Source organism: Mesorhizobium sp. DCY119 (assembly GCF_003590645.1).
GTDB lineage: Bacteria > Pseudomonadota > Alphaproteobacteria > Rhizobiales > Rhizobiaceae > Mesorhizobium_M.
On record NZ_CP031834.1, the window covers coordinates 4,012,715 to 4,038,181 of the forward strand.

The window sequence follows — 25,467 nt, forward strand, 5'->3', positions numbered from 1 at the left end:
CGGGCCTTTTTCGTTTCAGGAGACCATCATGTCCGCCCATATCGTCTATGACACCGCGCCACTGGGCGCGTTGATCCGCTATTCGGACGGCACGCCGAAACCCCCGGCGCGCTTCGCCAAGAAACTTGCCGCCTGGGAACGGCGCAACGGCCTCGGCCGTCTCGTCCGCAAGGAGCCGCCGCGTGACCGGCCGGCCTATTGCGCGCCGGCGTCGATTATTCTGAACGAAGGCAATTTCGCCGCCGGCAGCGTCATCCTCGTCACCGTCATGCGCGAGCACAGCCTCGACAGCGATCTCCGCTTCGAGATCGTCGAGCGGCCCAGCATCGGCACGGTCCGCGTCCTTCTGCCGGTCGCCGACAATCTCGAGCTCCTACATCTCGCCGACAGTCGCGAGACGGCCGAACTGTGGCTGGCCAAGCACCGGCATGGCCAGGCGCGGATCGAGGACGTGACGGCCGACGAGATCGGCGCCGATGTCGTCGAGGGCCGCGCCGCGGCGTGAGCAGCGCACCGGCATGGCGGCGCGCATAGACCATCAATCCACCAACCAAGGCCCGGGCTCCGACAGGAGCGCCGGGCCGCTTGCATTTTGAGGAGCAGCACAATGGCCGACTTCACCATCGAAACCACCTACCGACTGCCGGTGTTCCGGCAGGTCAGCTATGCCGCCGACACGCCCGAAGCGGCCTGCCGCCTGGCCATCGCGGACACCGACTGGTCTGGACAGCAGGAGGACTACGAGTCCTCCGGCGAGACCTACGTTACCGGCATCTGGGACGGCGCCAAGGCGGCCTGTCGCGGGCCGGCTATTCCGGTCCCTCCGCATTTCGGGGAGACCGTCCAGCGCCAGGCCGCGCATTTCGAACTCATGCTCGGACTGCTCAAGATCATGGTCAGCGACGCGAAGGCCGGCCGCACGACCGCTCCGGAATGGTTCGCCAAGTCCGAATGGGCGATCGCCCTGGGCGAGGCCATTCTCGATGGTGCGCGCGGTCCCGACCGGCCGGCCGATCTGCCGCGGTCGCGCCATGTGCTCGCCGAATTGCAGGAGGACCGGGTGCGCGACGGGATCCCGGTAATCCTAGAGTCGGACGAGCGCTTCGCCGGCCTCACGGCGGATTCAGTAACCGACGCCGACATCCACGCTGCCTGCCTCGCCGTTGCCGCTTCCATGAACCTTTCCGAGGAGATCGGTGCAGCCGAATTCAGCGCCGCTCTCATCGCGCTGCGGCACGCAAGCGGTCCGGGTGCGTGATGTTCGGCGCCCCAGAGTGAGAGGGCCGGCCAGAACGGACGAGCCGATGCTTTCCCGAGAGGGTGGCCGGCCTCGCCCCTTGCATCGCACGGCGATGCCTCGGCGCTGCCCGTCGGCGTCGTGCCCAACCCTGAAATCAACCGCAGGCCCCGGCCTGCTCAACCGCCAGGAGGTTCTCATGGCCGATCGTGTTTCCGCGTCGATCGTATTGGGTGGAACGATCACCGCATCAGACTATGCCGAGCTTTCGGAAATCATCGCAGATGAGCGTCTGTCGACCGAGTGGGACGGCCCGACCTACGCGCCGGATCACCGAGTCGTCGGCGAACCGCTCAGTCTTTACGCCCACGAGGTCGCGTGGGGGAGCTTCGACACTTTGGAGGCGTGGTGCGTCGAAAAGAAGATACCCTTCACCAGGTGGTCAGGTGCCTATGCCGGCCAATGGGGCGCTGAACGGGTCGTGTTCACCGGCGCGGGAGCACCCACGTCCTACGCTGTCGACGAAGAGGACTATGTCGTCATCGACAGGGGCACGGTTCACCAGCTCGGCTCGATAGACGCGATCCTCGCGCATTTCGACGCTGCCGACGCCAGGATCCCGCCGCTACTCGTCGAAGGAGATCCCCAGCAATCGTCGAACGGCGCAGCCGGGGGCGGTGCATGATGTATCTCCACTATCTCTACCTCCACGTCCATGTCTGGGACAGCAATCGGACCGTCATCCGCGCGGCCTGGCGCAAAATGGCGTGCCATGATCGCCGCGATCCGGCGAAGCGCGACGCTCGCAAACGCTTCTACCGCGAGATGCTCCGCCATCACGCCAACGACCAGAACCTGGTCTCGGAATTCCGGCTGTAACGCCGATCTACCTTTTCCCCAACCCACGCCCGGTCATCGCGCCGGGCTTTTCCTTTTCAGGAAGCTCCCATGGCCGATTACTTCACCCACTTCTCGTGCCTCTTCGACGTCGGCACGGCCGCGAACGCGACGCGCGCGATCGACATCTACGAGACGGCCGTTCTCGACGGTGACCCCGATCATCCCCTGTCCGATGGTTTCTCGGCGTCGATCGACGACGAGGCCGGCGGCACCACGCTGTGGATCTCCGACGACGCCTCCGGCGATCCCGAATGCGTCATCGCCTTCGTGCTGCTCTGTGCCGAAGCCTTCGACCTCAAGGGGCTTTGGGGATTCGAATATGCCAATACCTGCTCGCGCCCACGCCTCGACGCCTATGGCGGCGGTGCGCACGCCATCGATCTGGGCGCCCGCAAATCCATCGGCTGGGTCAGCTCCTACGAATGGCTGACCACTGTGCTTGCCGGAGGTGATCCCGATGCCTGAGATCATCGAAACCACGGTCTATCGCCTCGACGAACTGCCCGAGGCAGCACGAGGCAAGGCACGCGCCTGGTATCGCGAGGGCGCCTTCGACCACGACTGGTACGAATTCGTCTATGACGACTTCGAACGCATCTGCGCCATCCTCGGCGTCGAGCTCAGCACCACTCGCGTTCCGCTCTATGGTGGCGGCACTCGCCAGAAACCCTGCATCTGGTTCTCGGGCTTCTGGAGCCAGGGCGACGGCGCCTGCTTCGAGGGCCGCTACCGACACGCCAAGAGAGCGCCACGCCACATCCGCGACCACGCGCCCGAGGATGGCGAGTTGCACAGAATTGCCGACGCGCTGCAGGCGATCCAGCGCCGCAACTTCTACCAGCTTCATGCCGGCATCTCCCATCGCGACCGCTACTACCACGAATACACCATGGCGATCGCCGTCGACCGCGACAGTCCGACCTGGCAGGACATGACCGTCGATGCGGAGGAAGCCGTCACGGAGGCGCTGCGCGATCTCGCTCGCTGGCTCTATCGCCAGCTCGAGCGTGAATACGAATATCTGACTTCCGACGCGGTGGTCGACGAGGCGATCCTCGCCAACCAATACACTTTCACCGCGAGCGGCCGCCGTTTCGGCTAGGTGCCGCCACGCCCGCATGGTTGGTGCCAGCGTCTTCCCCCGGGCCATGCCCGTCTCCCCGATCCGTTGCGCCCGCAGGTCTGGACGCGGCGGCCCCGCTGTCAACGGGCAAGCCGTTCCCCCATCGCCGGCAATGGGTGACAGCGGGGCCTCGGCCGCATCCGACCACGCGCGCCATCGCAACGGATCGGAGTCGATGGCCATGTGCAGGGTTCTCAACAAGCATCACGCGGGCGTGCCGGCGGGCGCCGTCTATATCGGCCGCGGCTCGAAATGGGGCAATCCGTTCCGGATCGGCCCCGATGGCGACCGCGCCACCGTCATCGCGAAATACGAGCGCTGGCTCGCCGATCAGCACGATCTGCTGCGGGCGCTCGACGAGTTGCGCGGACGCGATCTCGTCTGCTTTTGCGCGCCGCTGCCATGCCACGGCGACCTGCTGCGCCGGCTCGCCAATGCGACGCGCGACGAACGCATCGCGTGGTGGCGCGCGGTGAAGGCCGCGGCGTGACGAGAGGGAGAGGCAGGCCGGGACGGGTTTGAGCCGGCGCGGTCCAGAGAGAGCGCCGCGCGGCTCGATCCTCTCCCGCTCTCCGAGGTTCCTGCCATGACCATGATCTCGCCCGCTGCGGCGGCACCCGCCGCCGCACTGCTCCCGCTCGCCGAAACCGATGCCGCCAGCGCCATCTTCGCCGGTGCCGGCCTGTTGCTGCCCCATCTCGAACGCGGCGAACGCATCGATGCGCCGAAGTTGCGCGCCGCGATGGAAGATGCCTTCGGCGCTTCCGATGCCACCGGCGCCTGGGACTGGAAGCAGGCCTATGAGGCCTGCGAGGCCGCCACGGTCCTCTTCCTCCGGAAATACGGAAAGGCGCTCTTCCGCAAAGCCGCCTCGGCGGATGCACGGCTTTCCGCCGTCTCGAAGATCGCCGGGCTCCTGCCGACGCATACGCGCCGCTCCGAAGAGGCGCAGACCTTCCAGCAGTTCTCGACACCGATCCCACTCGGCCTCGTCGCCGCGACAGCCGCCGCCATCACGCCGGCCGACCGCGTGCTCGAGCCCTCCGGCGGCACCGGGCTGCTCGCCATCCTCGCCGAGATCGCCGGCGGCTCGCTCGTCCTCAACGAGCTCGCCGAGACGCGAGCAGCGCTCCTTTCCTCCCTCTTTCCGGCCATCCCCGTCACCCGCTTCGACGCGGCCCAGATCGACGACCATCTCGATGCCGGCGCCGTGCCCAGCGTCGTGCTGATGAACCCGCCATTCTCGGTCATGGCCAATGTCGAGGGCCGCGTCGCCGATGCAGCCTGGCGTCACATCGCCTCGGCGCTGGCGCGCCTGGCGCCCGGCGGCCGGCTGGTGACCATCACCGGCGCTAACTTTGCCCCGGACAGTCCGGCCTGGACCGCCGCCTTCACCCGCCTGCAGGAGCGCGGCCGCGTGGTCTTTTCCGCCGCCATCGATGGCGCCGTCTATGCCAAGCATGGCACGACCTTTTCGACACGCCTCACCGTCTTCGACCGGATGCCGGCGGACGATCCCGCCGTCTTCCCGGCGGCTCTCGGCGTCGCGCCGGACGCTGCGACACTGCTCGACTGGGTCGGCGCGCTCGTACCGGCACGGCTGCCGGTCACCATACCCGCAGCAGCGATCCCCACCTCCTCTTCGGCCGCACCGCGCACCGCGCGGGGTTATCTTGCCCGCGCAGCGGGGACGACACCGCGCGCCGCGATCGTGGATCCCGAAGCCGTCGAGCTCGCCTATGAGGCAGTCGGCTGGCATCCCGCCGAAGGCGGCCGCATCAGCGATGCGATCTATGAGGATTACGGACTTCAGGCGATCCGTATTTCCGGCTCTCAGGCGCACCCGACGCAACTCGTGCAATCGGCCGCGATGGCCTCGGTCGCGCCGCCCAAGCCCAGCTATCGGCCTCGCCTTCCCATGAATGTTCTCGGCCTGCTCTCGGACGCGCAGCTCGAAACCGTCATCTATGCCGGCGAGGCCCATGCCGAATATCTCGCCGGCGCCTGGACCGTTGACGACACCTTCGATGTGGTGAGTGCCGCAGCCGATGACGCCGCAAGCGCCGTTCGCTTCCGCCAAGGCTTTTTCATCGGCGACGGCACCGGCGTCGGCAAGGGCCGGGAATCCGCTTCCATCATTCTCGACAACTGGATGCTGGGTCGCCGCAAGGCGGTCTGGATTTCGAAGTCCGACAAGCTGATCGAGGACGCGCAGCGCGACTGGTCGGCACTTGGCATGGAGCGGTTACTGGTCACGCCGCTGTCGCGCTTCCCGCAGGGCAAGCCGGTCGTGCTGCCCGAAGGCATCCTGTTCACCACCTATGCCACGCTGCGCTCCGATGATCGCGGCGAGAAGGTTTCGCGGGTCAAGCAGATCGTCGAATGGTTGGGTCCGGATTTCGACGGAGTGATCATTTTCGACGAGGCCCATGCCATGCAGAATGCCGTCGGCGGCAAGGGTGAACGGGGCGATGCCGCCCCCTCGCAGCAGGGCCGCGCGGGCCTGGGGCTCCAGCATGCCCTGCCGAATGCCCGTATTGTCTATGTCTCCGCCACGGGCGCCACCACGGTTCACAATCTCGCCTATGCCCAGCGGCTCGGCCTCTGGGGCGGCGAGCACTTTCCATTTTCGACGCGGGCCGAGTTCGTCGAGGCGATCGAGGCCGGCGGCGTTGCAGCCATGGAAGTGCTGGCCCGCGATCTGCGGGCGCTCGGCCTCTATACCGCCCGTTCGCTATCGTTCACGGGCGTCGAATACGAGCTGCTCGAGCACGAGCTGACCCCCGAGCAGGTCCGCATCTATGATGCCTATGCTGGCGCGTTCGGCATCATCCACAACAATCTCGATGCGGCGATGCAGGCCGCCAACATCACCGGCAGCACCGGCACGCTCAATGCTCAGGCCAAGTCCGCGGCCCGCAGCGCCTTCGAGTCGGCCAAGCAACGCTTCTTCGGCCATCTCCTGACGTCGATGAAGACGCCGACGCTGATCCGCTCGATCACCCGCGATCTCGAGGACGGCCATGCCGCCGTCATCCAGATCGTCTCGACCGGCGAGGCGCTGATGGAACGCCGGCTCTCCGAACTGCCGACCGAGGAATGGAACGACGTTCGCGTCGACATCACGCCGCGCGAATACGTCCTCGACTATCTCGCCCATTCCTTCCCGGTGCAGCTCTACGAGCCGTTCACGGATTCGGAGGGCAATCTGTCGTCGCGGCCTGTCTATCGCGATGGCCAGCCGGTCGAGAGCCGCGAGGCCGTCGCACGGCGCGACGAGCTGATCGCGAGGCTCGCCAGCCTGCCGCCCGTTCCCGGCGCGCTCGACCAGATCGTTCAGCATTTTGGCACCGACATCGTGGCCGAGGTCACCGGACGCTCCCGCCGCATCGTGCGCAAAAGCGACCGTCTGATCGTCGAGAACCGCGCCGGCTCGGCCAATCTCGCCGAGACGCAGGCCTTCATGGATGACCAGAAGCGCATTCTGGTTTTCAGTGACGCCGGAGGCACGGGTCGCAGCTATCATGCCGAGCTCTCGGCCCGGAACACGCGGCTGCGCGTCCACTATCTGCTGGAGGCGGGCTGGAAGGCCGACACCGCAATCCAGGGCCTTGGCCGCACCCATCGCACCAACCAGGCGCAGCCGCCGCTGTTCCGGCCCATCTCGACCAATGTGAAAGCTGAGAAGCGCTTCCTGTCCACGATCGCCCGACGTCTCGACACGCTGGGCGCCATCACGCGCGGCCAGCGCCAGACCGGTGGCCAGGGCTTGTTCCGCCCCGAGGACAATCTCGAAAGTCACTATGCCCGCGACGCGCTGCGCCAGCTCTATCTGCTGATCGTGCGCGGCAAGGTCGAGGGCTGCACCCTCGAGCGCTTCGAGGCGGCGACGGGCCTCAAGCTGATGGATGCCAACGGCATCAAGGATGAACTGCCGCCGATCACCACATTCTTGAACCGCCTCCTCGCTCTGACCATCGAGCTGCAGGGCGTCCTGTTCGGCGCCTTCGAGCAATTGCTCGCCGCGCGTATCGAGGGCGCCATCGCCTCCGGCACATATGACGCAGGGCTCGAGACGCTCCGCGCCGAGAGCTTCGTCGTTACCGACCGGCAGATCATCTACACCCACCCGCGCACCGGCGCCGAAACCCGGCTGCTGACCATCACCGAGCGCCGGCGCAACCGGCCGGTCACACTCGATGCGGCCTTCGATCATCTCCATGATCGGCGCGCCGTGCTGCTCATCAACCAGCAGTCGGGACGCGCGGCGGTGCAGATCCCGACCACCAGTGTCATGCTGGACGATGGCGAAATCGAACGCCGAGTCAGGCTGATCCGGCCGATGGAAAGCCAGAACATGCCGCTCAAGGCCATGGGCGAAACCCGGTGGGTCGAGGCCGACCGGGAAGCCTTTGCCCGAGCCTGGACGGCGGAACTTGCCGAGGTGCCGGAGTTCACCGACGCGGTGCTGCATATGGTCACTGGCCTGTTGTTGCCGATCTGGCGGCGGCTGCCGACCGAGTCGACGCGCGTCTATCGGCTCCAGACCGACGCGGGCGAGCGCATCATCGGCCGCCGCGTTTCGCCCGCCTGGGCCGCCAACGCCACGACGACGGGCGTCCCATCGCTGTCGCCGGAGCAGGCTTTCGCGGCGTTGTTGGAAGGCCGGACGATCCTCGATCTCAGCGATGGCCTTCAGCTTCGCCGCTGCCGAGTCATGGGCGCCTGGCGCATCGAACTGTCGGGATTCACCGACACGATGCGCGAGCGGCTGAGCGCCTATGGCCTCTTTCACGAGATCATTTCGTGGAAGCTCAGGATGTTCGTGCCCACCGACGGCAACGGCCTCGCCGTGCTTGAACGCGTGCTCGACCGCTTTCCGATCCAGCGCGTCAGCGAGCGGGAGGCTCCATGATGCCAGGTCACGATGCCGCCGATCTCGCGCATCGTCTCGGCGAGCATGCCGAGGCAGTGTGCCGCCACTACCTCTCCAACGGCCGTCGATCCGGCAACTATTGGACTGTCGGCGATGTGCGCAACGCATCGGGCCGCTCCATGTTCGTCCGGCTCAGGGACTCCCCGAAGGGGCCACCCGGCAAATGGACCGACGCCGCCACGGGCGAGCATGGCGACCTGCTCGATGTGATCCGTGAATCTCTCGGTCTGGTCGACTTCCGCGACATCGCCGATGAAGCCCGGAGCTTTCTCGCCATGCCTCGTGCCGAGACAGAGCCTCGACAGGAGCGAACACGCGTCCCGGCGCCGACCGGATCGACCGAAGCGTCGCGCCGACTTGTCGCCATGTCGAAGCCCATCATCGCCACGCTGGTGGAAACGTATCTGCGCGGACGCGCCATTGCTACTCTGCACGGAACCGGAGCCTTACGCTTCCATCCCCACTGCTACTATCGGCCGGACGACTATGGACCGACCGAGACGTGGCCGGCGATGATCGCTGCCGTCACCGACCTTGACGGACGCCTGACCGGCGCGCACCGCACCTGGCTCGCACCGGACGGCAGCGGTAAGGCACCGGTCGACACGCCCAGACGGGCCATGGGTGACCTCCTCGGACACGCCGTCCGCTTCGGTGTACCCGGTAGTGTCATGGCTGCGGGCGAAGGCATCGAAACCACGCTCTCGCTCCGATGCGCCATGCCCGACATGGCAATGGCAGCCGCTCTTTCGGCAGCCCATCTCGCCGCCATCCTGTTCCCGCCGACGCTGGAACGGCTCTATGTCATCCGCGACAACGATCCGGCCGGTGACGGTGCCCGCGACTCTCTGATTCAGCGCGCCACCGATGCCGGGATCGAGGCGATCGTGCTGTCGCCCGCGATGGAGGACTTCAACGACGATCTCCGCCATCTCGGTCTCACCGCCCTCCGCGCCACGATCGCGGATCAGCTCATGCGCAGGGACCGCTTCCGCTATCTGAAGCAGGCGGCATGAGCCGGTAGGGGAAGCCCGACGCACGGACCCGTCGGTCTCGCATGGATAGGGACCCGCCGGTAAAGAGCCGCGACCCGGCCTTCGAGAGGGCGATCGGGCCCACAAACGGTCCGGCCAGGCAATGGTGGCGGCCGACTATTTTCCGGCGGCGGCTGCGCCGCCTTTCCATCGCGAGGCAAAATAGCCGGCCGCCGCCATCCTCCGCTGCCGCTCCGGCCCTCCGCTGCGCTGCGGGTGCCGGGCCGTCCCGCCCGTGGGCTTTCGTCGCCATGAAGGCCGCGAGGGTCGCGGTCCAGCCGACGGGAGCATCCCATGAGCGAGCACGACGACACCGAACCGCACCACGCCGCATCCCCGACCGATCACGTGCTGACCGAACTCCAGCTCTATGGCTGGCGCCCCTTTGCCGACGAGCCCGATCCGCGACCACTCCCCGATGGCGAACATGTCGCCGGAGCCGTGGCCGACATCTTCGACGCGCTCATCGCCACCCTGGCGGATACGCGCCTCGAACCCGACCTCGACGACCTGCTCTGGTCCGTCAGCAATGTCTTCCACCGCGCCGTGATGCGGATCGAACGCCAACTGGACGACAACGAGCAAGCCCAGCGACGCCTGCAGCGGGAACAGGACGGCACCGAGATCAAGGCAGTCGAACTCGAGACCCTCACCGCCCAGGGCCAGACCATGATCGAACGGCGCGACGCCTTCGAACTGATGCGCGACCAGGCGGCTGATCACTACGAGCAGCACACCGGATCGGCCTGGCGACCACGCACCGGATCGATGGTCAACCATCGGCACCTGACGTCGGCAATGATCGACAGCCGCGACTTCCTCGCCGCCCGCCGCAAGGCCGACACCGAGGTGATGTTGCCCGCCGGCCCGAAGATCGCTCTCACCGGCGGCCTCGACTTCAACGATCACCAACTCATCTGGGAGGTGCTCGACAAGGTCCACGCCAAGCACCCCGACATGGTGCTGATCCACGGCAAATCGCCGAAGGGCGCCGAACTGATCGCAGCCAAATGGGCAGACAATCGCAAGGTGCCGCAGGTCGGCTTCGCCCCGAACTGGGACAAGCACGGACGGTCAGCACCCTTCAAGCGCAACGACGCCATGCTGGACCTCCTGCCGATAGGCGTGATCGTCTTCACCGGAACCGGCATCCAGGACAACTTCGCCGACAAGGCCAGGAAGCTCGGGATTAATGCCTACGACTTCCGCACGCGGGGTGGCGCGTGAGCGCCCCCTTCCTCGCGAACAGCGCAAATAGCCCGTCACTTTCGCCGGGGTGCGGCACCCACGATCTGCACGTAGCGTTTCGACTTCAACCACGGAGCCGGAAATGAATGTCATGAAAGTCGAAGAGATCCCGCAATTCGTCCAGGACGTTATCGATCTCGGCATCGAGACTTGTGCGATTGGGCACCGAGGCTACTGCCTGGACGACAGCGCCTTCCTGAAGAACTGCAGTATGCGCTGCAGCCAGAACAACACCGCGTTGTGTCAAACTACGGCTACCGGGCGCATCTCAAGTTCCAGATCAACGCCTATCTCCGCTCCATCGACCGGTATCTGGACGAAGACGGCAACGACGTATGGCGCAAACCCAAATAGGGGCTGGCCCGACCTTACTCTCCCAATCTGCTTCAATAACCACGCGCCACGCGCTATACTGATCCTCGCGCCGTGGATGGTGGTGGTTGGCGCAGCCCGTCCTATCCATGCACGGAGACCGCCACCATGATCATCATCGCCATCCTCATATCGCTCGCCGGCATAGCCGCGCTCTGCTGGTTGCTCTTCAATCTCGCGGTGTTCGCCCTGCCGTTCTTCGCCGGTATCGCCGCCGGCACCTGGGCGCATCACACCGGCGCCGGCATTCCCGGCGCCATCATCGTCGGCGCCATCGCGGCGGCCCTGACCTTCGGCCTGTTCCAGCTCCTGCTCCTCGTGGCGCGACCGGCCTGGATCAAGCTGCTCGTCATACTCGCTTTCGTCGCACCGGCGGCGGTGGCAGGCTACTACGCCACGTTCGGCATCGTGAAGCTCACCATGGCATCCGAGACCTGGCAGCTCGCTTTCGCCATCGTCGGAGCGGTTGCGGTCGGCGTCACGGCCTTCATGCGCCTGACCATGATGACCCCGCCCGGACCAGCCGGACAGGGCATCGCGGGAGCCTCGTGACCGAAGGGCATTGGCAGCGACCACATCAGGCTGGACCCCTTACGTGCCCCGCCGCCCACGGGGTTGTCATGCAGCGCCCGAGTTGTATGCGCAGCGCCAGCATGTGGAACGCCATCAGCGGACCTCGAAAGCCCGCCAGGGCCGCAACACCGATCTTCACCCGGCCGAGCGAGGAAACCGAGTAGTGCATGGTTCGCCCTGGTGGGATAGCCCACGGAGCTGACATTCGGGCGGACCCGGGAGGGGGAGCGGAGCGCGCTGAGCCTGTGGGCCGGACCCCTTCAGTTGGTACGCGAGCCAGCCACGTTCTCCTTGCCTTGTTCTGCCTGTGTGACCGCTCCAATACGGCCTCTCATCTGGCTTGATCTGGCCGAAGACCGGCTTCGCCTCGATCGCCTATGGCGCAACAGCGCCGTCAAACTATCTTCCCCTCCCGGCTGCGCCGGGTTCCTCGCGAGACAAGATAGTTCTCCTTTGCTGTCGGAGCCCCTTCGGGGTGCGCCGTCGATCGCCTTCGGCCGGCCGATCGCCATCGAGACCGCAATGGTGCGGGCTCGAACCAGAAACCAAGGAGAACTATCATGGCTACCATCGGCACCTTCAAGAAGTCCGCCACCAACGAGTTCGTCGGCGAGATCGTCACCCTCTCCCTCCAGGCCAAGAACGTCCGCATCGCTCCCGATACCCGCGCCAGCGGCGAGAATGCCCCCAGCCACCGCGTCTTCGTCGGCCGGGTCGAGATCGGCGCAGCCTGGAGCAAGCAGTCCAACGAGGGCCGCGCCTACCTGGGCCTCAAGCTCGACGATCCGAGCTTCACCGCCCCGATCTACGCCAACCTCTTCGATGACGAGGAAGGCGACGGCTTCAGCCTGATCTGGTCCCGCCCGACCCGCCGCAACGGCGATTGAGGCTCCCCAATACCCCGCCCGGCTGGACCGGGCGGGGGTTTCACGTGACTCCGCCACGGGCCGAAGAACCTCGCTTTTTCGCGCTGGGGGCCGGCCGTTTCAGCAGGTCAGACGCTTCCACGCCGAGCGCTTTGGCCAGGCTGTCGACGACGTCGATGCCTGCTGCATAGACGCTGCGCTCGAGCGAACTGATATAGGTACGATCGATGCCCGCACGATGCGCGAGCTCTTCCTGCGACAGCCCTCGCGCCCGGCGCTGCGTCTTCAGATTGTGTGCCAGTATCTCTCGTATCTCCATGCCGGCGAGGACACGGCCTTGTAGAGAATTCTGCCACGGAGTATTCTCTACAGGACAATGGAGATGCCGCCTGCCGCAGGATCGATGGCTCTACTCGACGATCATTTCCTCGAACGCTCGATCAGGGCGCTCGCGTCAACACCGAGCGCCGACGCGATTCGGCCGAGAACGGTCACGCTCGCGGATTTGTCCGCACGCTCGATCGCGCCGATATACCGCGCGCTGAGACCGGCGCGATGCGCCAGATCCTCCTGCGTCATGTTCTTGTCATGGCGTATCCGACGCAGATTGACGGCCATGACCTCCTTGAGGTCCATGGCCGTAGGGGAACCAGCGTCGGAACGATCGTTCTAGGAACGATAGTTCCGATTCGTTGCTAAACGTGATAGTTACTGGATGCCTGCCGCTTCAACGTTCAAGATTAACAACGCCCCTGGCTATGGATATACGTGCGTTGGGGGAGAATTCGCTCATGGCGCAATCTGACTTCTTGGACGCTCCGCCGGAGAGTTCGGTACTCACGGACTATGACCGAGAGCACATGAAGGCATACATGCGTGCGCTCGACGCGGACGCTGAGGGGGCGGACTGGCGCGAAGCCGTCGCGGTCATTTTCGGTCTTGACCCGGAAGCAGAGCCCGAACGCGCCCGGCGCGTTCACGACAGCCATCTTGCCCGCGCCCGCTGGATGACGGAGCATGGCTACAAGCTGCTCCTGCGCGAAGGCGGCCGATAAGACGAGGCGCTGCATCAGAGGCATACCCCGGTGCCTCCACAAGGCCTTCCCAAGCATCGCGATCTCGAAGACCCTTACGCCCCCACGTTGCGGCAACGAGGATCACGATGACGCCCGACACTTCGCGTTGGCGGACTTCGGAAACATACGACTTTCTGGATGCCCTCGACCCCCCCGATCTCGCCTGGGAATGGCTCAGGCGCAATGCGGAATACCAGCAGGACTATGCGCGCGCCGACAGTCCTGCCCTGAAGCACGCCCTCGTTCGAAGATGGGGCCTGCAGTTTTTTCGTCCCGCCGTCGCTGAATGCTGGCGAGAGTCCGGTGTTCTGGTCCGCCGACGCGGACACGAGCACCGTGCTGCTCACGCACGCGCCAGACATGTTGCCGGCGGCAAGCAATCTCTTTCCCAAGCTGCGCGAAACCCACGCACGCTCGGACGAGCAAGGCGTGCATTTCCTCCTCGCGGCCGGCAGTCAGACCATTCGGCTGGTCCGCCTTGCCGGTGGCCCGGCCAATGGCCCACTCGCCGCGCTCGTCCCGCTTGACGCGGATGGACCCGACAGGACCGAAGCGCTCGACCGCCTGCTGCGCGCCTTGCAGGGTCGGACAGTCCCCGATGATCGCCGGCTGACGCCACAGCAGAGGCGACGCCACCGGTTGATGCTCCAGGCGACGGACGGCCACACGAGTGGCGCCTCCTATCGCCAGATCGCCGAAGTCATCTATGGCAGCGAGCGCATCCGCGGCGAGCATTGGAAGACCTCCGCCCTGCGCGACAGTGTCATCGGCCTCATTGAAGGCGGGCTCGCCATGATCGCGGGCGGTTATCGTCAATTGCTGCGTCATCGCCGGCAAAGATAGCCGAACGCTACCCGCCTGGGGGTGGGGATTTCAGCCGCCCTGAATTCCCCATCCCCTCTCGGTCCCAGTCTTCGCCACCGTGGTCTTCATCCGCCGCCAGCATCCGGCGGCCTCAATGAAGCCCCGGAGGCCCGACAATGACTGCCAATACCACCGGCTTGCCGCCGCGCTACCTCAGAACCCCCGAGGCCGCGCGTTTTCTCAGCCTCTCCGACCGCACGCTCGAAAAGCATCGCACCTACGGCACCGGGCCCGCCTATCGAAAGCTTGGTGGCCGCGTCGTCTATGCGCTCGAGGACCTGCAGGCCTGGGCCGAGCGCGGCACCAAGACCTCGACCTCCGATCCCGGCATCGGCACCGTCCATCCTGCCCGTCGACTCGACGCGCGTTGAGCAGTGACCCGATGACGGTATCACCGCGCCAGCGCAACGAACGCGCCCATCTCGATCCCTTCGAAGCGCTGAACGGCGACGTGCCGCCGCGCGATCAGCGCGATCTGATGGCGCACCCGTTCTTCTCACTCTCGAAGTCGCGCCGGGTCGCGCCGATCCACTACAAGGCCGGCGACGTCGAGCTGCAGGTCTATGCCGTCGCCGAGCACGGCATGGCGACGATCTGGGACGCGGATGTCCTCATCTGGGCGGCCAGCCAGATCCTCGCCGCCCAGGATCGCGGTCTCCCAACCTCGCGCTTCTTCCGCTTCACGCCTTATCAGCTCCTCAACGCCATCGGTCGCAGCACCGGCGCGCGGAGCTACTTCCTCATCAAGGGCGCGCTGACGCGCCTCCAGTCGACCGTCATCCGCACCAATATCCGCCACGGCGAGCATTGGCGGCGGCAGCAATTCTCCTGGATCAATGAATGGGAAGAGCTCGCAACGCGCAGCGGCCGCGTCGAGGGCATGGAGTTCGTGCTGCCCGAATGGCTCTACCAGGGCATCGTCGACCGCCGCCTGGTCCTCGCCATCGATCCGGATTATTTCGCGCTCACCGGCGGCATCGAGCGCTGGCTCTATCGCGTCGCGCGCAAGCATGCCGGACGGCAATCCGATGGCTGGCGGTTCGAGCTGCGCCATCTGCATGCCAAAAGCGGTTCGCTGGCGCGCTACTCCGATTTCGCCATCGATGTCCGCGCCATTGCCAAACGGCAGCCGTTCCCCGGCTATCGCATCGCGATAGAACGCGGTTCGGATGCCGAGGAACTTGTCCACATCCGGCCTGTGGAAAAGCTGTGCGTAACTTCGCCAGATATCCGTACATCAGGCGCAACCGGCATCCGTACATCAGGCGCAAACCTATCTGTACATCAGGCGCACGAACCTCAGTTAAGCCTTTGGCCGGGCGAGCGGAATCGCGCCCGTAAAGACTCTAAAGAAGAGTCTAAATCTTCTTATTATTTGGAAACGCGCTCCGGGGATAACTCCCCTCCTTCCGGCTCCTCTCGCCGCAGGAGCAGCCGATGATCGTCGCGATCCTCAACCAGAAGGGCGGCGTCGGCAAGACCACGCTAGCGCTGCATCTCGCCGGCGAATGGGCGCGACGCGGAAAGCGCGTCACGCTGATCGACGCCGACCCCCAGGGCTCAGCCCTCGATTGGTCGCAGCAGCGCAGTCGCAGCGGGGCGCCTCGCCTGTTCGGCGTCGTCGGCCTCGCCCGCGACACCCTGCATCGCGAAGCGCCCGAACTCGCCCGCGATGCCGATCATATCGTCATCGACGGTCCGCCGCGTGTCGCCGGGCTCATGCGCTCGGCGCTGCTCGCCTCCGACCTCGTGCTGATCCCGGTCCAGCCGTCGCCATTCGATGGCTGGGCCTCGGCCGAGATGCTGGAACTGCTCGCCGAAGCGCGCATCTACCGCCCGCACCTTGCCGCGCGCTTCGCGCTCAACCGTTGCGGCGCCCGCACCGTCATCGCCCGCGAGACGGCCGAGACGCTGGCCGAACACGATCCGCCTGTCCTCGCATCGACCATCGGCCAGCGCGTCGTCTTCGCCCAGGCCGCGCAGTCCGGGCAACTCGCCGCGGAACTGGATGAGACCAGTCCGGCCGCGCGGGAGATCGCCGCGCTGCTCGCCGAAATCGAACGCCTGCGCGTCGGGGCGGTGGCGCCATGACCAAGGGGACGACCAGAAACGGCTTCGCCTCCCGCCCCGGTGACCCGGACCGCTGGATCACCGCCGCCGACGTGTCGAAGCCTCGTGCTGCCGCACTTGGCTACACGGCCCGGCTCACCATCGACGTCACGCCGGCGATGCGCGGTCGCATCAAGGTCGCCGCATTCCAGCGCGGCAAGACCGTCGCCGACATGTTGCGCGATCTCCTGGCGCGCGAGTTCCCCGCCGACGAAGGAGGCGCTTCATGAGCCACAGTTCCGGCCTGCCACTGAGCATGCGGCCTACGGTCGAGGGACCGCCGTCGTTCACCACGCTGGTCGAACTGACCTGGCGGGAGAAGCGCGTCGAATACTGGATACGCTTCGGCCGGCAGACCTACGAGCAGGTGCTCGATCGCCATCGCCGCGTCGTCGGCTTCGCGCCGGGCAGCGTCTTCGCCTTCATCCGCTGGGCCGCCAATGACTACGGCACGGTGCTGTCGCGCATCGACATCGTGCGCACCATCGAGCGTGGAGAGCCGTTCCAGACGCTTCCCTTCGTGCGCCCCGGCGGCGACATCCTGCTCAAGGTCGAGAGCTGGCCGAAGGTGGCTCGTGTTCTCGAAATCATCGACGCCATCGAGGCGCTCGGCATCGATACCTGCGATGTCGTTCCCGATCATTGGCGACACATCCATCACCGCATCGCCGCTGGCCTCGAGCCGCATCTCTATACGACGGATCGCCATGCCGCATGGCTCAAGCGGCGGAGCGTCGAACCATGAGTCGGCGCGCCATCATCGTCGCCACCCTCGCCGCCACCGCGCTCGTCGCCGCACCCACCTGGCTCGGCTACGCTCCCGCCTTCATCTGGAACGCCTCCGCCAGCGTACCCCTCGGGCTCTACCGGCTCGCGCCCACCGGACGCCCCGACATCGGCGACTATGTCGTCGTCGCGCCGCCCGCGCCACTCGCTGCCTTCCTCGCCGAGCGCGGCTACCTCCCGCTCGGTGTGCCGCTGATCAAGCGCGTGCTGGCGCTGCCCGGTGGCCAGGTCTGCAGGAGCGGGCTCACGATCATCGCCTACGAGCACGCCTATGTCGCGGCCCGGGAACGCGACCGGCTCGGCCGGCCGCTGCCCGTTTGGCAGGGCTGCCGAACGGTCGGCCACGACGAAATCTTCCTCATGAACTGGGACACGCCCGACAGTTTTGACGGCCGGTACTTCGGGCCGCTCCCTGTCAGTTCCATCACCGCCCGCGCGCTTCCGGTCTGGACCGACGCGGAAGGCGACGGCCGCTTCCAGTGGCATGTCGGCGACCCCGCCGACGCGCCCTGATCCCTTCCCAACCGCCAGAACAGGAGTCTTCCCATGGCACAGATCGGTCAGTTCACGCGCACCCAGTCGGGCTATTCGGGGCGCGTCCGCACGCTTTCGCTCGACCTCGCCATTGTCTTCGTTCCCGTCGACAATACCGATGTCGAGAACGCCCCGGATTACCGCATTCGTCTCGGCGACGAAGACGGTATCGAGATCGGCGCCGGCTGGCTGCAGACCGGCGATCGTGCCGGCGCCTATATCTCGGTTGTCCTCGACGATCCCTCGCTGGCGCACCCGATCCGCGCCCGTCTGTTCCAGGCGGATGAGAACGGCCGCGACTGGGGTCTGCACTGGACCCGCCAGAAAAAGCGCGACGAGCCGGACAAGGCGCAGGATTGATCCATGCACCGCGTCCACATTGCGCGCGCTATTCGGCGGCACGGCATTTGCCGCCGTGTCGCCGTCCTTCTCCTTGCCGGCCTGCCGATCCTCGCGCCTGCGCCCATCGCGCGGGCACAGGATGCAACCATCGTGCAGGCTGCCGGCAACGCGCGCTTCGCGGCATACATAGCCGAGGCGTCGCAGCGATTTCGCATCCCTGAGACCTGGATATGCGCCGTTCTCGATACCGAGAGCGCGCATGACATTCGCGCGGTCTCCGAGGCCGGCGCGATGGGATTGATGCAGGTCATGCCAGACACCTGGACCGAGTTGGCCGCCCGTTACGCGTTCGGCGACGATCCTTTCGATCCGCGTGACAACATCCTCGCCGGCACCGCCTATCTGCGCGAGATGCTCGATCGCTACGGCAATGTGGGCGCCATGCTCGCGGCCTACAATGCCGGCCCCGGTCGCTACGATGAGTATCTCGCGATCGGTCGCCCGCTGCCGGCCGAGACCCGCGCATACGTCGCCAAGCTCGCGCCGATCCTCGGCGGCGAACCGCTGCCCAGTGGCGCGTCGGCAACGCCATCACCTCCGACGGATTGGCGTGAGGCGCCGCTGTTCGTGGCCCCCGCCTTGGGCGGCTCTCCTGCCGGTTCGCCGCATCCTGGCGGTCAATCGGCTGCAGAGTTGACAGCCGATCCCACGCACGACGACGACGCCACCCCAATTCCAGCAGCGGGCATCTTTGTCGCCAGATCTGAGGGGAATTCCTCTCCATGAGCGGCGTTTCATCTCATCGCATCATGGCGAACCGCAGCGGAGCATGGAGGGCGCGCAGGAGAGAACCCGGAGCAGCAACCGGAAGATGGCGAGATAAAAGCGGGCGAGGTGCGCCCCGGTCGGTTGGTTGTTTGTCAATGGGTTACGAGCGGCGTGCGCGATGTGCGCTGCTTACGCCTACATCGCGGCTCTCCCTCTTTTCCCACGTTCTCAATGCCTTGGCGCGATGCGCGGTGTCCCGCTCATGAGCGACGAACACGAGTTTCGCGTCCGCCTCGGGCGCATCCGATCCAGCAAGGCGCAGCGCGCGCGGCCCTTCATCGCCCAGGCACTAGCTGCCACCCAGCGCGCCGGCGGCCGGTTCTCCTATTCGGGCACCATCAGCCCCGGCAATCGCTCGCGGTTCGGACGCGGCAAGCGCGCCACCGTGCAGGCCAACCGCCTGCTTACCGGCCGCTCGCGTTTCGCCGTGATCAAGACGCGCGTCGTGCGACACTCCCGGCGTTCGGCGCCGGTGGGCGCACATCTGAGCTACCTGCGCCGGGAGGGCGTCACCCGGGACGGGGAGAAGGCGCGGCTGTTCGGGTCGGGTGGCGACGACCTGGACGCGAAGGAGTTCACCGAGCGCTGCGAGGATGACAGGCACCATTTCCGCTTCATCGTCTCGCCTGAGGACGCGGGGGAGATGGCCGACCTCAAGGCGTTCACCCGCGAGTTGATGAGCCAGATGGAAAAGGATCTCGGCACGAAGCTCGACTGGGTATCGATCGATCACTGGAACACCGACAACCCGCACGTCCATGTCATCCTGCGCGGCCGGACTGACGACGGCCAGGACCTCGTCATCTCGCGCGACTACATCTCGGAGGGGATGCGCGCGCGGGCCCAGGATTTGGTCACCATGGAACTGGGGCCGCGCACCGTCCACGAGATCCGCCGCAACCTCGAGCGGCAGGTCGAGGCCGAACGCTGGACCAACCTCGACCGCCAACTCATGCGTGACGCTCACAAGAGCGGCATCGTCGATATGGCGCCGCCCGGCGATCGTCAGCCCGATGAATTTCATGCCCTCAAGGTCGGCCGCTTGCGTATCCTCGAATCGCTCGGCCTCGCACACCAGGTCGGTCATGCCCAATGGTACATCTCCGACGAGGCCGAACCGACGCTGCGCGCGCTCGGCGAACGCGGCGATATCATAAAGCGCATGCACCGCGCCCTCACCGAACGGGGCATCGAGCGCGGCGTTTCCAGCTTCGTGCTGGCCGGCGAGGCCCTCGACAATCCGGTCGTCGGACGCCTGGTCGACCGTGGGCTGGACGACGAGTTGAAGGCAACGGCCTATGTCATCATCGACGGCGTGGACGGCCGAACCCATCATATCAAGCTCGCCGATCTCGAGGCCGCCGGCGACAGCGCACCAGGCTCGATCGTCGAGTTGCGCAGGTTCGAAGATGCCCAAGGCCGACGTCGGGTGGCGATCGCAGTCCGTTCCGACCTGCCGCTCGAAGGGCAGATCGCGGCGACAGGCGCGACCTGGCTCGACCGTCAGGGTCTTGCCCGCGAGCCGGTCCAGCTCGGCGAAGGCGGATTCGGTCACGAGGTCCGCGACGCTCTTGCTCGGCGCGCCGAGCATCTGGCGGAGGAAGGCCTAGCCCGGCGTGAGGACGGCAGGGTGATTTTCGCGCGACGGCTGCTCGACACCCTGCGCCGTCGCGAACTCGATGCGCTCGGCGACAAGCTGGCTACCGAACTCGGCCGCCCGTTCAACAAGGCGGCGACCGGCGATCATGTGTCCGGCGCCTACCGGCAGCGTTTCACACTGGCGTCGGGGCGTTTCGCGATGATTGACGACGGGCTCGGCTTCCAGCTCGTCCCGTGGACCCCATCGCTTGACAGGAAGCTCGGCCAACACATCTCGGGCATCGCGCGCGGCGATGCCGGCATCGACTGGAGTTTCAGTCGAAAGCGCGGGATCGGCCTATGAGAACGGCGGGAGCGGAACTCAGCCGTTAAGGCTGTCCTTGAGCGCCTTGGCCGGCGCGAAGGTCAGCTTCTTCGCGGCAGCGATCTTGATGGTGGCACCCGTGGACGGATTACGGCCTTCGCGCGCAGGTGTTGCCTTCACCTTGAACTTGCCGAAGCCCGGCAGCGAAATCTCTTCGCCAGTGGCCGCTGCCTCGGCAATCGCCTTGAACACGCTATCGACCAGCGCCTTTCCCTGGGACTTGGTGAGGCTGTGTTCGGCGGCCAGCTTATCGGCGATCTCGTTTGCAGTGGTCATGAATAGATCCTCGTTCGAACAGAATGCCGGCCCTATGCCACGGCGATGGAGATTTGTCATTCCCGCGATGTCTTAGCTGTCGCCATCAGTTCATCACGAGCTTTGCGCCGTTTCAGTATTAGCGCGATTGCACTCGCCACGCTGCGATCAAACGCAACATGGTCTTGAAGTTTGAGGCGACCTGGCCCGACCTCCCTCCGAAGGAGATCGTGATGTCGGGAACAAAAATCCTCTGGGGCCAGATCATCGTTGTCGGCCTGATCGTGCTCGCCGCGGTCTGGTGCGCCACGCAATGGACGGCATGGCGGCTTGGGTTTCAGCCGCAACTCGGCACGGCATGGTTCGAACTGGCCGGTTGGCCGGTCTACTATCCGCCGGCGTTCTTCTGGTGGTGGTTCTCCTATGATGCCTATGCGCGCTCGATCTTCCACGAAGGGGGGATCATTGCTGCTTCCGGCGGCTTCGTATCCATCGCCGCCGCGATTCTCATGTCGGTGTTGCGCGCACGTGAGGCCGACAACATCGAGACCTACGGCTCCGCCCGTTGGGCGACGCCCGTCGAGATCAAGAAAGCCGGCCTGCTTGGAGCGGATGGCGTGGTGCTCGGACGATTCGAGCGCGACTATCTCCGACACGACGGTCCGGAGCATGTACTGTGCTTCGCTCCGACCCGTTCAGGCAAGGGCGTGGGCCTCGTCATTCCCTCGCTGCTCACCTGGCCGGGTTCGGCGATAGTCCACGACATCAAGGGCGAGAACTGGCAACTCACCGCCGGCTTCCGCGCGAGGCACGGTCGCGTGCTGCTGTTCGATCCGACCAATGCGAATTCCTCAGCCTACAATCCACTGCTCGAAGTCCGCCGCGGGGAATGGGAAGTCCGCGACGTCCAGAACATCGCCGACATCCTGGTCGATCCCGAAGGATCGCTGGAGCGCCGCAATCACTGGGAAAAGACCTCCCACGCACTGCTCGTCGGCGCCATTCTCCACGTGCTCTATGCCGAGAAGGACAAGACGCTAGCCGGCGTCGCCAACTTCCTCTCCGACCCTGCGCGCTCAATCGAGGCGACCCTGGCGGCCATGATGAAGACGCCGCATCTCGGCGGGACCGGCCCCCATCCTGTGGTCGCATCGGCCGCGCGCGAGCTGCTCAACAAATCCGACAATGAGCGCTCCGGCGTTCTGAGCACGGCCATGAGCTTTCTCGGTCTCTACCGGGATCCGGTGATCGCAAAGGTGACCGCCCGCTGCGACTGGCGCATCGCCGATATCGTTGCCGGCGCCAGGCCGTCGACGCTTTACCTCGTGGTGCCGCCATCCGACATCAACCGAACCAAGCCGCTCATCCGTCTCCTGCTCAACCAGATCGGCCGACGGTTGACCGAGGATCTCAATGCCAGGTCCGACCGGCACCGCCTGCTGCTTATGCTCGACGAGTTTCCCGCCCTCGGACGCCTCGACTTCTTCGAGTCGGCCCTGGCCTTCATGGCGGGCTACGGATTGAAGAGCTTTCTCATCGCCCAATCGCTCAACCAGATCGAAAAGGCCTATGGGCCTAACAACTCCATCCTCGACAACTGCCACGTCAGGGTGAGCTTCGCCACCAATGACGAGCGAACGGCCAAGCGCGTTTCCGACGCTCTCGGCACGGCCACCGAGATGCGGGCGATGAAGAACTATGCCGGTCATCGGCTCTCACCGTGGCTAGGCCACCTCATGGTATCGCGACAGGAGACGGCCCGGCCGCTGCTGACACCTGGCGAAGTCATGCAACTCCCGCCCAGCGATGAGATCGTCATGGTCGCCGGCCTCCATCCCATCCGTGCACGTAAGGCGCGGTACTACGAAGATCCTCGCTTCATCGAGCGCATCCTCCAGCCGCCACGTCTCCAGCATGTCGCGAAAGCGCCGAGCGACGACTGGAGCGCTCTCGCCATGCCGGTGCGGCCGGTGCTCGACGCACGCGATCTGCCGAACCTTCCGGCGGGTGACGACGAAGACCCGACAGAATCCGAGAAGCGCCGCCAGCCCGAGTTGAGCAGCAAGGCCTTCGTGGATACCAAGCAGCCGATCGAGGACGAATTCGATGCCGATCGCGATGCGGACGATGACCCGGCCGTCCTGGCCCGCAATCTAAGCCGCACCATGCAAAGGGTCGCACGGCAGGCCGATCTCGATCCCGGTGACGGCATGTTGTGAGGCGACTGTGATTAAGCCCGGCAAAAAACAGCGGCTTTCGATCTATCTCGACCCGCCGGTGATGAAAGCGCTCGTCGAACATTCGGCGCGGCGTGACCTCTCCCGATCCCTCGTTGCCGAGGCTGCGATCGCCTCGTTCCTGTCTCCAGATGCGGCAGAGCGGCAGGAAGCGGCCGTGAGCAAACGGCTCGATCAGATCGATCGGCGCCTCAATCGTCTGGAGCGAGATCTCGGCATCTCGTTGGAAACGCTGGCCGTCTTCGTTCGCTTCTGGCTCACGACGACGCCGCAACTCCCGGAACCGGCCCAGGCGGCGGCCCGCGCGCAGTCAGGCAAGCGCTATGACGCCTTCGTCGCTGCGCTCGGCCGCCGACTGGCGCAAGGTCCGAAGCTGCGCAGCGAGATTCCCGAGGACGTCTTTCCCGCCTCCGATTCGGCTTCGGACGGCACATGACAGAGTTGCTCCGACAAGGCGCGTCCGCCGTTCCCCTGTAATTCCGCGCCAGGGTACGACGGCCCCTTGAGCCTTGTTGCGCCCGGCCCATTCCTGCCTTTTCTACTCATCCCCATCCCGGGCCGCGCGTCGTGCGCGCCCGCAGCGGAGTGGGGACGACGTGGTTGTTTCTTCCAGACAATCGGTAGCGGTCGAACGCGGAACACGCATGCTGCGCACGGCACTCGGGCCGGCCGTCGCCCGGTTCCTGGACGACCCCGCGATCGTCGAGGTGATGCTCAACCCCGACGGGCGGCTCTGGATCGACCGGCTTGCCGAAGGCCTCGCCGATACGGGCGAGCAGCTCGCTCCGGCCGATGGCGAGCGCATCATCCGACTCGTCGCGCACCATGTCGGCGCCGAGGTCCATTTCGGTGCGCCGCGCGTCTCGGCCGAGCTGCCCGGAACGGGGGAGCGGTTCGAGGGTCTCCTGCCGCCCGTCGTCGCCGCCCCGGCCTTTGCCATCCGCAAGCCCGCGGTCGCGGTGTTCACGCTCGCGGACTATGTGGTCGCCGGCATTATGTCCGCCGCCCAAGCCGATCTGCTGCGCCAGGCCGTCGCCGAGCGGCAAAACATCCTCGTCGCCGGCGGCACCTCGACCGGCAAGACAACGCTGACCAATGCGCTCCTGGCCGAGGTTGCCCGCACCGGCGATCGCGTCGTGCTGATCGAGGACACGCGCGAGCTGCAATGCGCCGCACCGAACCTCGTGGCGCTCAGGACAAAGGACGGCGTCGTCTCACTATCCGACCTGGTGCGATCCTCCCTTCGTCTTCGACCCGACAGGATTCCCATCGGCGAGGTTCGCGGTGCCGAGGCGCTCGACCTGCTCAAGGCATGGTCGACCGGCCATCCCGGCGGCATCGGCACCATTCATGCAGGCACCGCTGTCGGCGCGCTGCGGCGCCTCGAGCAGCTCATCCAGGAAGCCGTCGTCACGGTGCCGCGCGCCCTGATCGCCGAGACCATCGACGTCATCGCCGTGCTCTCAGGCCGCGGTTCGGCGCGACGCCTTGCCGAACTCGCTCATGTCGGGGGTCTCGGTCCAACCGGCGACTATCACATCGACCCCGCCATCTCGTCCCCCGAACCCTCTGGAGCCTCGTCATGACGTTCAAGACTACTCGCTTCCATCCACTGATCACGGCAACCGCGCTCGCCGGCTCGCTCAGCTTGGCGCTGACCCAAGCCGCCTATGCAGCCGGATCGTCGATGCCGTGGGAGGAGCCGCTGCAGCAAATCCTCGAATCCATCGAAGGCCCGGTGGCCAAGATCATCGCGGTGATCATCATCATCGTCACCGGCCTAACACTGGCGTTCGGTGACAGCTCAGGCGGCTTCCGCCGGCTGGTGCAGATTGTCTTCGGTCTCAGCATCGCCTTCGCGGCATCGAGCTTTTTTCTCTCCTTCTTCAGCTTCGGCGGCGGAGCGCTGATCTGATGGATGACGTCGTTCCTGGATTCACCGCACCTCTCCATCGGTCCTTGACGGAGCCAATCCTCTTGGGCGGCGCGCCGCGCTCGATCGCGATCCTCAACGGCACACTGGCGGCGGCGCTCGGCCTCGGCCTACGCCTCTGGCTGGTCGGCATCCTGCTTTGGGCGATCGGCCACCTGGCCGCCGTCTGGGCTGCGAGGCGCGATCCGCTCTTTGTCGAGGTGGTGCGCCGGCATCTGCGCATCCCCGCGCATCTGAGCCTGTGAGGTGCG

The 25,467-nt window shown here is 65.9% G+C and carries 31 protein-coding genes and 1 pseudogene; 29 read left to right on the forward strand and 3 right to left on the reverse strand.

The window, feature by feature from the left end:
• Positions 1-28 precede the first annotated feature (28 nt).
• From DZG07_RS19465 to DZG07_RS19520, 12 genes are all read left to right on the forward strand, one after another.
• Positions 29-505 carry a hypothetical protein gene (locus tag DZG07_RS19465; protein WP_119819855.1) on the forward strand — a complete coding sequence of 159 codons (477 nt, stop codon included), beginning with the start codon at positions 29-31 and terminating at the stop codon, positions 503-505.
• 102 nt (positions 506-607) lie between these two features.
• Positions 608-1,258, forward strand: a complete 651-nt coding sequence (locus tag DZG07_RS19470) for a hypothetical protein (RefSeq protein WP_119819858.1) — start codon at positions 608-610, stop codon at positions 1,256-1,258.
• 178 nt (positions 1,259-1,436) lie between these two features.
• Positions 1,437-1,922 carry a hypothetical protein gene (locus DZG07_RS19475; protein WP_119819861.1) on the forward strand — a complete coding sequence of 162 codons (486 nt, stop codon included), beginning with the start codon at positions 1,437-1,439 and terminating at the stop codon, positions 1,920-1,922.
• Entirely contained in the window at positions 1,922-2,116 is a 195-nt protein-coding gene (locus DZG07_RS19480) for a hypothetical protein (protein WP_119819863.1), read from the forward strand. Before DZG07_RS19475 ends, DZG07_RS19480 begins: the two co-directional genes overlap by 1 nt.
• Before the next feature lie 69 nt (positions 2,117-2,185).
• Positions 2,186-2,602 (forward strand): hypothetical protein, encoded by a 417-nt coding sequence (locus tag DZG07_RS19485; RefSeq protein ID WP_119819866.1) that lies wholly within the window; start codon positions 2,186-2,188, stop codon positions 2,600-2,602.
• A complete protein-coding gene (locus DZG07_RS19490) occupies positions 2,595-3,239 on the forward strand; it encodes an antitoxin of toxin-antitoxin stability system (RefSeq protein ID WP_119819869.1) in 645 nt (214 codons plus the stop codon). The genes DZG07_RS19485 and DZG07_RS19490 overlap by 8 nt, the downstream gene beginning before the upstream one ends.
• Positions 3,240-3,441: 202 nt before the next feature.
• Complete coding sequence (locus DZG07_RS19495) at positions 3,442-3,750, forward strand: DUF4326 domain-containing protein (RefSeq protein WP_119821897.1); 309 nt, start codon at positions 3,442-3,444, stop codon at positions 3,748-3,750.
• 96 nt (positions 3,751-3,846) lie between these two features.
• Positions 3,847-8,175 carry a strawberry notch family protein gene (locus DZG07_RS19500; RefSeq protein WP_119819872.1) on the forward strand — a complete coding sequence of 1,443 codons (4,329 nt, stop codon included), beginning with the start codon at positions 3,847-3,849 and terminating at the stop codon, positions 8,173-8,175.
• Positions 8,175-9,212, forward strand: a complete 1,038-nt coding sequence (locus DZG07_RS19505) for a toprim domain-containing protein (RefSeq protein WP_119821899.1) — start codon at positions 8,175-8,177, stop codon at positions 9,210-9,212. The genes DZG07_RS19500 and DZG07_RS19505 overlap by 1 nt, the downstream gene beginning before the upstream one ends.
• A gap of 312 nt (positions 9,213-9,524) precedes the next feature.
• Positions 9,525-10,457 (forward strand): DUF2493 domain-containing protein, encoded by a 933-nt coding sequence (locus tag DZG07_RS19510; protein ID WP_119819875.1) that lies wholly within the window; start codon positions 9,525-9,527, stop codon positions 10,455-10,457.
• 501 nt (positions 10,458-10,958) lie between these two features.
• The gene (locus DZG07_RS19515) at positions 10,959-11,402 is read left to right on the forward strand and encodes a hypothetical protein (protein WP_119819878.1); all 444 of its coding nucleotides are present in this window, start codon (positions 10,959-10,961) and stop codon (positions 11,400-11,402) included.
• A gap of 581 nt (positions 11,403-11,983) precedes the next feature.
• A complete protein-coding gene (locus tag DZG07_RS19520) occupies positions 11,984-12,310 on the forward strand; it encodes a DUF736 domain-containing protein (protein ID WP_119819881.1) in 327 nt (108 codons plus the stop codon).
• Positions 12,311-12,350: 40 nt separating this feature from the next.
• Here DZG07_RS19520 and DZG07_RS19525 read toward each other — a convergent pair whose 3' ends face one another.
• Both DZG07_RS19525 and DZG07_RS19530 read right to left on the reverse strand, forming a co-directional pair.
• Positions 12,351-12,608, reverse strand: coding sequence for a helix-turn-helix transcriptional regulator (locus DZG07_RS19525; protein ID WP_119819884.1), 258 nt, complete (start codon positions 12,606-12,608; stop codon positions 12,351-12,353).
• A gap of 101 nt (positions 12,609-12,709) precedes the next feature.
• Complete coding sequence (locus DZG07_RS19530) at positions 12,710-12,925, reverse strand: helix-turn-helix transcriptional regulator (RefSeq protein WP_119819887.1); 216 nt, start codon at positions 12,923-12,925, stop codon at positions 12,710-12,712.
• Positions 12,926-13,080: 155 nt separating this feature from the next.
• On the opposite strand from DZG07_RS19530, the gene DZG07_RS19535 reads away from it, so the two are divergent.
• From DZG07_RS19535 to DZG07_RS19590, 12 genes and pseudogenes are all read left to right on the forward strand, one after another.
• Entirely contained in the window at positions 13,081-13,344 is a 264-nt protein-coding gene (locus tag DZG07_RS19535) for a DUF2285 domain-containing protein (RefSeq protein ID WP_119819889.1), read from the forward strand.
• Between the two features lie 107 nt (positions 13,345-13,451).
• Positions 13,452-13,622: pseudogene (locus DZG07_RS24265) on the forward strand (DUF6499 domain-containing protein); the annotation flags it as partial.
• A 46-nt stretch (positions 13,623-13,668) separates the two neighbouring features.
• Positions 13,669-14,208, forward strand: coding sequence for a DUF2285 domain-containing protein (locus DZG07_RS19545; RefSeq protein ID WP_245429526.1), 540 nt, complete (start codon positions 13,669-13,671; stop codon positions 14,206-14,208).
• Between the two features lie 137 nt (positions 14,209-14,345).
• Positions 14,346-14,600 carry a helix-turn-helix domain-containing protein gene (locus DZG07_RS19550; RefSeq protein WP_119819895.1) on the forward strand — a complete coding sequence of 85 codons (255 nt, stop codon included), beginning with the start codon at positions 14,346-14,348 and terminating at the stop codon, positions 14,598-14,600.
• 11 nt (positions 14,601-14,611) lie between these two features.
• Complete coding sequence (locus tag DZG07_RS19555; protein WP_119819898.1) at positions 14,612-15,670, forward strand: replication initiator protein A; 1,059 nt, start codon at positions 14,612-14,614, stop codon at positions 15,668-15,670.
• Positions 15,667-16,320 carry a ParA family partition ATPase gene (gene parA, locus DZG07_RS19560; protein WP_119819901.1) on the forward strand — a complete coding sequence of 218 codons (654 nt, stop codon included), beginning with the start codon at positions 15,667-15,669 and terminating at the stop codon, positions 16,318-16,320. Before DZG07_RS19555 ends, parA begins: the two co-directional genes overlap by 4 nt.
• Positions 16,317-16,568 carry a hypothetical protein gene (locus DZG07_RS19565; protein WP_119819904.1) on the forward strand — a complete coding sequence of 84 codons (252 nt, stop codon included), beginning with the start codon at positions 16,317-16,319 and terminating at the stop codon, positions 16,566-16,568. Before parA ends, DZG07_RS19565 begins: the two co-directional genes overlap by 4 nt.
• Positions 16,565-17,083, forward strand: coding sequence for a DUF2840 domain-containing protein (locus DZG07_RS19570; RefSeq protein WP_119819907.1), 519 nt, complete (start codon positions 16,565-16,567; stop codon positions 17,081-17,083). The genes DZG07_RS19565 and DZG07_RS19570 overlap by 4 nt, the downstream gene beginning before the upstream one ends.
• A complete protein-coding gene (locus DZG07_RS19575; RefSeq protein WP_119819910.1) occupies positions 17,080-17,637 on the forward strand; it encodes a S26 family signal peptidase in 558 nt (185 codons plus the stop codon). Before DZG07_RS19570 ends, DZG07_RS19575 begins: the two co-directional genes overlap by 4 nt.
• 33 nt (positions 17,638-17,670) lie before the next feature.
• Positions 17,671-18,018, forward strand: coding sequence for a DUF736 domain-containing protein (locus DZG07_RS19580; protein WP_119819913.1), 348 nt, complete (start codon positions 17,671-17,673; stop codon positions 18,016-18,018).
• A 3-nt stretch (positions 18,019-18,021) separates the two neighbouring features.
• Complete coding sequence (locus DZG07_RS19585) at positions 18,022-18,786, forward strand: lytic transglycosylase domain-containing protein (protein ID WP_119819916.1); 765 nt, start codon at positions 18,022-18,024, stop codon at positions 18,784-18,786.
• Positions 18,787-19,030: 244 nt separating this feature from the next.
• A complete protein-coding gene (locus DZG07_RS19590; RefSeq protein WP_119821901.1) occupies positions 19,031-20,770 on the forward strand; it encodes a VirD2 family relaxase/mobilization nuclease in 1,740 nt (579 codons plus the stop codon).
• Between the two features lie 18 nt (positions 20,771-20,788).
• On the opposite strand, the gene DZG07_RS19595 is transcribed toward DZG07_RS19590, so the two are convergent.
• Positions 20,789-21,067 carry an HU family DNA-binding protein gene (locus DZG07_RS19595; protein ID WP_119819918.1) on the reverse strand — a complete coding sequence of 93 codons (279 nt, stop codon included), beginning with the start codon at positions 21,065-21,067 and terminating at the stop codon, positions 20,789-20,791.
• Between the two features lie 212 nt (positions 21,068-21,279).
• On the opposite strand from DZG07_RS19595, the gene DZG07_RS19600 reads away from it, so the two are divergent.
• From DZG07_RS19600 to DZG07_RS19620, 5 genes are all read left to right on the forward strand, one after another.
• Entirely contained in the window at positions 21,280-23,265 is a 1,986-nt protein-coding gene (locus tag DZG07_RS19600; RefSeq protein ID WP_119821903.1) for a conjugal transfer protein TraG, read from the forward strand.
• Between the two features lie 7 nt (positions 23,266-23,272).
• On the forward strand, positions 23,273-23,719 hold the full coding sequence (locus DZG07_RS19605) for a ribbon-helix-helix protein, CopG family (protein ID WP_119819920.1): 447 nt from the start codon (positions 23,273-23,275) through the stop codon (positions 23,717-23,719).
• Between the two features lie 160 nt (positions 23,720-23,879).
• Complete coding sequence (gene trbB / locus DZG07_RS19610) at positions 23,880-24,869, forward strand: P-type conjugative transfer ATPase TrbB (protein ID WP_119819923.1); 990 nt, start codon at positions 23,880-23,882, stop codon at positions 24,867-24,869.
• Positions 24,866-25,198, forward strand: a complete 333-nt coding sequence (locus DZG07_RS19615) for a TrbC/VirB2 family protein (RefSeq protein ID WP_119819926.1) — start codon at positions 24,866-24,868, stop codon at positions 25,196-25,198. Before trbB ends, DZG07_RS19615 begins: the two co-directional genes overlap by 4 nt.
• Entirely contained in the window at positions 25,198-25,461 is a 264-nt protein-coding gene (locus tag DZG07_RS19620) for a VirB3 family type IV secretion system protein (RefSeq protein ID WP_119819929.1), read from the forward strand. Before DZG07_RS19615 ends, DZG07_RS19620 begins: the two co-directional genes overlap by 1 nt.
• The last annotated feature ends 6 nt before the right edge of the window (positions 25,462-25,467 follow it).

Coding starts and splice junctions, on each gene's coding strand:
- DZG07_RS19570 (WP_119819907.1), top strand. CDS start 16,565: ATGAGCCACAGTTCCGGCCTGCCACTGAGCATGCGGCCTACGGTCGAG.
- DZG07_RS19515 (WP_119819878.1), top strand. CDS start 10,959: ATGATCATCATCGCCATCCTCATATCGCTCGCCGGCATAGCCGCGCTC.
- DZG07_RS19620 (WP_119819929.1), top strand. CDS start 25,198: ATGGATGACGTCGTTCCTGGATTCACCGCACCTCTCCATCGGTCCTTG.
- DZG07_RS19465 (WP_119819855.1), top strand. CDS start 29: ATGTCCGCCCATATCGTCTATGACACCGCGCCACTGGGCGCGTTGATC.
- DZG07_RS19525 (WP_119819884.1), bottom strand. CDS start 12,608: ATGGAGATACGAGAGATACTGGCACACAATCTGAAGACGCAGCGCCGG.
- DZG07_RS19530 (WP_119819887.1), bottom strand. CDS start 12,925: ATGGACCTCAAGGAGGTCATGGCCGTCAATCTGCGTCGGATACGCCAT.
- DZG07_RS19475 (WP_119819861.1), top strand. CDS start 1,437: ATGGCCGATCGTGTTTCCGCGTCGATCGTATTGGGTGGAACGATCACC.
- DZG07_RS19490 (WP_119819869.1), top strand. CDS start 2,595: ATGCCTGAGATCATCGAAACCACGGTCTATCGCCTCGACGAACTGCCC.
- DZG07_RS19555 (WP_119819898.1), top strand. CDS start 14,612: ATGACGGTATCACCGCGCCAGCGCAACGAACGCGCCCATCTCGATCCC.
- DZG07_RS19595 (WP_119819918.1), bottom strand. CDS start 21,067: ATGACCACTGCAAACGAGATCGCCGATAAGCTGGCCGCCGAACACAGC.
- DZG07_RS19480 (WP_119819863.1), top strand. CDS start 1,922: ATGTATCTCCACTATCTCTACCTCCACGTCCATGTCTGGGACAGCAAT.
- DZG07_RS19550 (WP_119819895.1), top strand. CDS start 14,346: ATGACTGCCAATACCACCGGCTTGCCGCCGCGCTACCTCAGAACCCCC.
- DZG07_RS19495 (WP_119821897.1), top strand. CDS start 3,442: ATGTGCAGGGTTCTCAACAAGCATCACGCGGGCGTGCCGGCGGGCGCC.
- DZG07_RS19585 (WP_119819916.1), top strand. CDS start 18,022: ATGCACCGCGTCCACATTGCGCGCGCTATTCGGCGGCACGGCATTTGC.
- DZG07_RS19575 (WP_119819910.1), top strand. CDS start 17,080: ATGAGTCGGCGCGCCATCATCGTCGCCACCCTCGCCGCCACCGCGCTC.
- DZG07_RS19505 (WP_119821899.1), top strand. CDS start 8,175: ATGCCAGGTCACGATGCCGCCGATCTCGCGCATCGTCTCGGCGAGCAT.
- parA (WP_119819901.1), top strand. CDS start 15,667: ATGATCGTCGCGATCCTCAACCAGAAGGGCGGCGTCGGCAAGACCACG.
- DZG07_RS19535 (WP_119819889.1), top strand. CDS start 13,081: ATGGCGCAATCTGACTTCTTGGACGCTCCGCCGGAGAGTTCGGTACTC.
- DZG07_RS19520 (WP_119819881.1), top strand. CDS start 11,984: ATGGCTACCATCGGCACCTTCAAGAAGTCCGCCACCAACGAGTTCGTC.
- DZG07_RS19580 (WP_119819913.1), top strand. CDS start 17,671: ATGGCACAGATCGGTCAGTTCACGCGCACCCAGTCGGGCTATTCGGGG.
- DZG07_RS19565 (WP_119819904.1), top strand. CDS start 16,317: ATGACCAAGGGGACGACCAGAAACGGCTTCGCCTCCCGCCCCGGTGAC.
- DZG07_RS19600 (WP_119821903.1), top strand. CDS start 21,280: ATGTCGGGAACAAAAATCCTCTGGGGCCAGATCATCGTTGTCGGCCTG.
- DZG07_RS19510 (WP_119819875.1), top strand. CDS start 9,525: ATGAGCGAGCACGACGACACCGAACCGCACCACGCCGCATCCCCGACC.
- DZG07_RS19470 (WP_119819858.1), top strand. CDS start 608: ATGGCCGACTTCACCATCGAAACCACCTACCGACTGCCGGTGTTCCGG.
- DZG07_RS19615 (WP_119819926.1), top strand. CDS start 24,866: ATGACGTTCAAGACTACTCGCTTCCATCCACTGATCACGGCAACCGCG.
- DZG07_RS19590 (WP_119821901.1), top strand. CDS start 19,031: ATGAGCGACGAACACGAGTTTCGCGTCCGCCTCGGGCGCATCCGATCC.
- DZG07_RS19500 (WP_119819872.1), top strand. CDS start 3,847: ATGACCATGATCTCGCCCGCTGCGGCGGCACCCGCCGCCGCACTGCTC.
- DZG07_RS19485 (WP_119819866.1), top strand. CDS start 2,186: ATGGCCGATTACTTCACCCACTTCTCGTGCCTCTTCGACGTCGGCACG.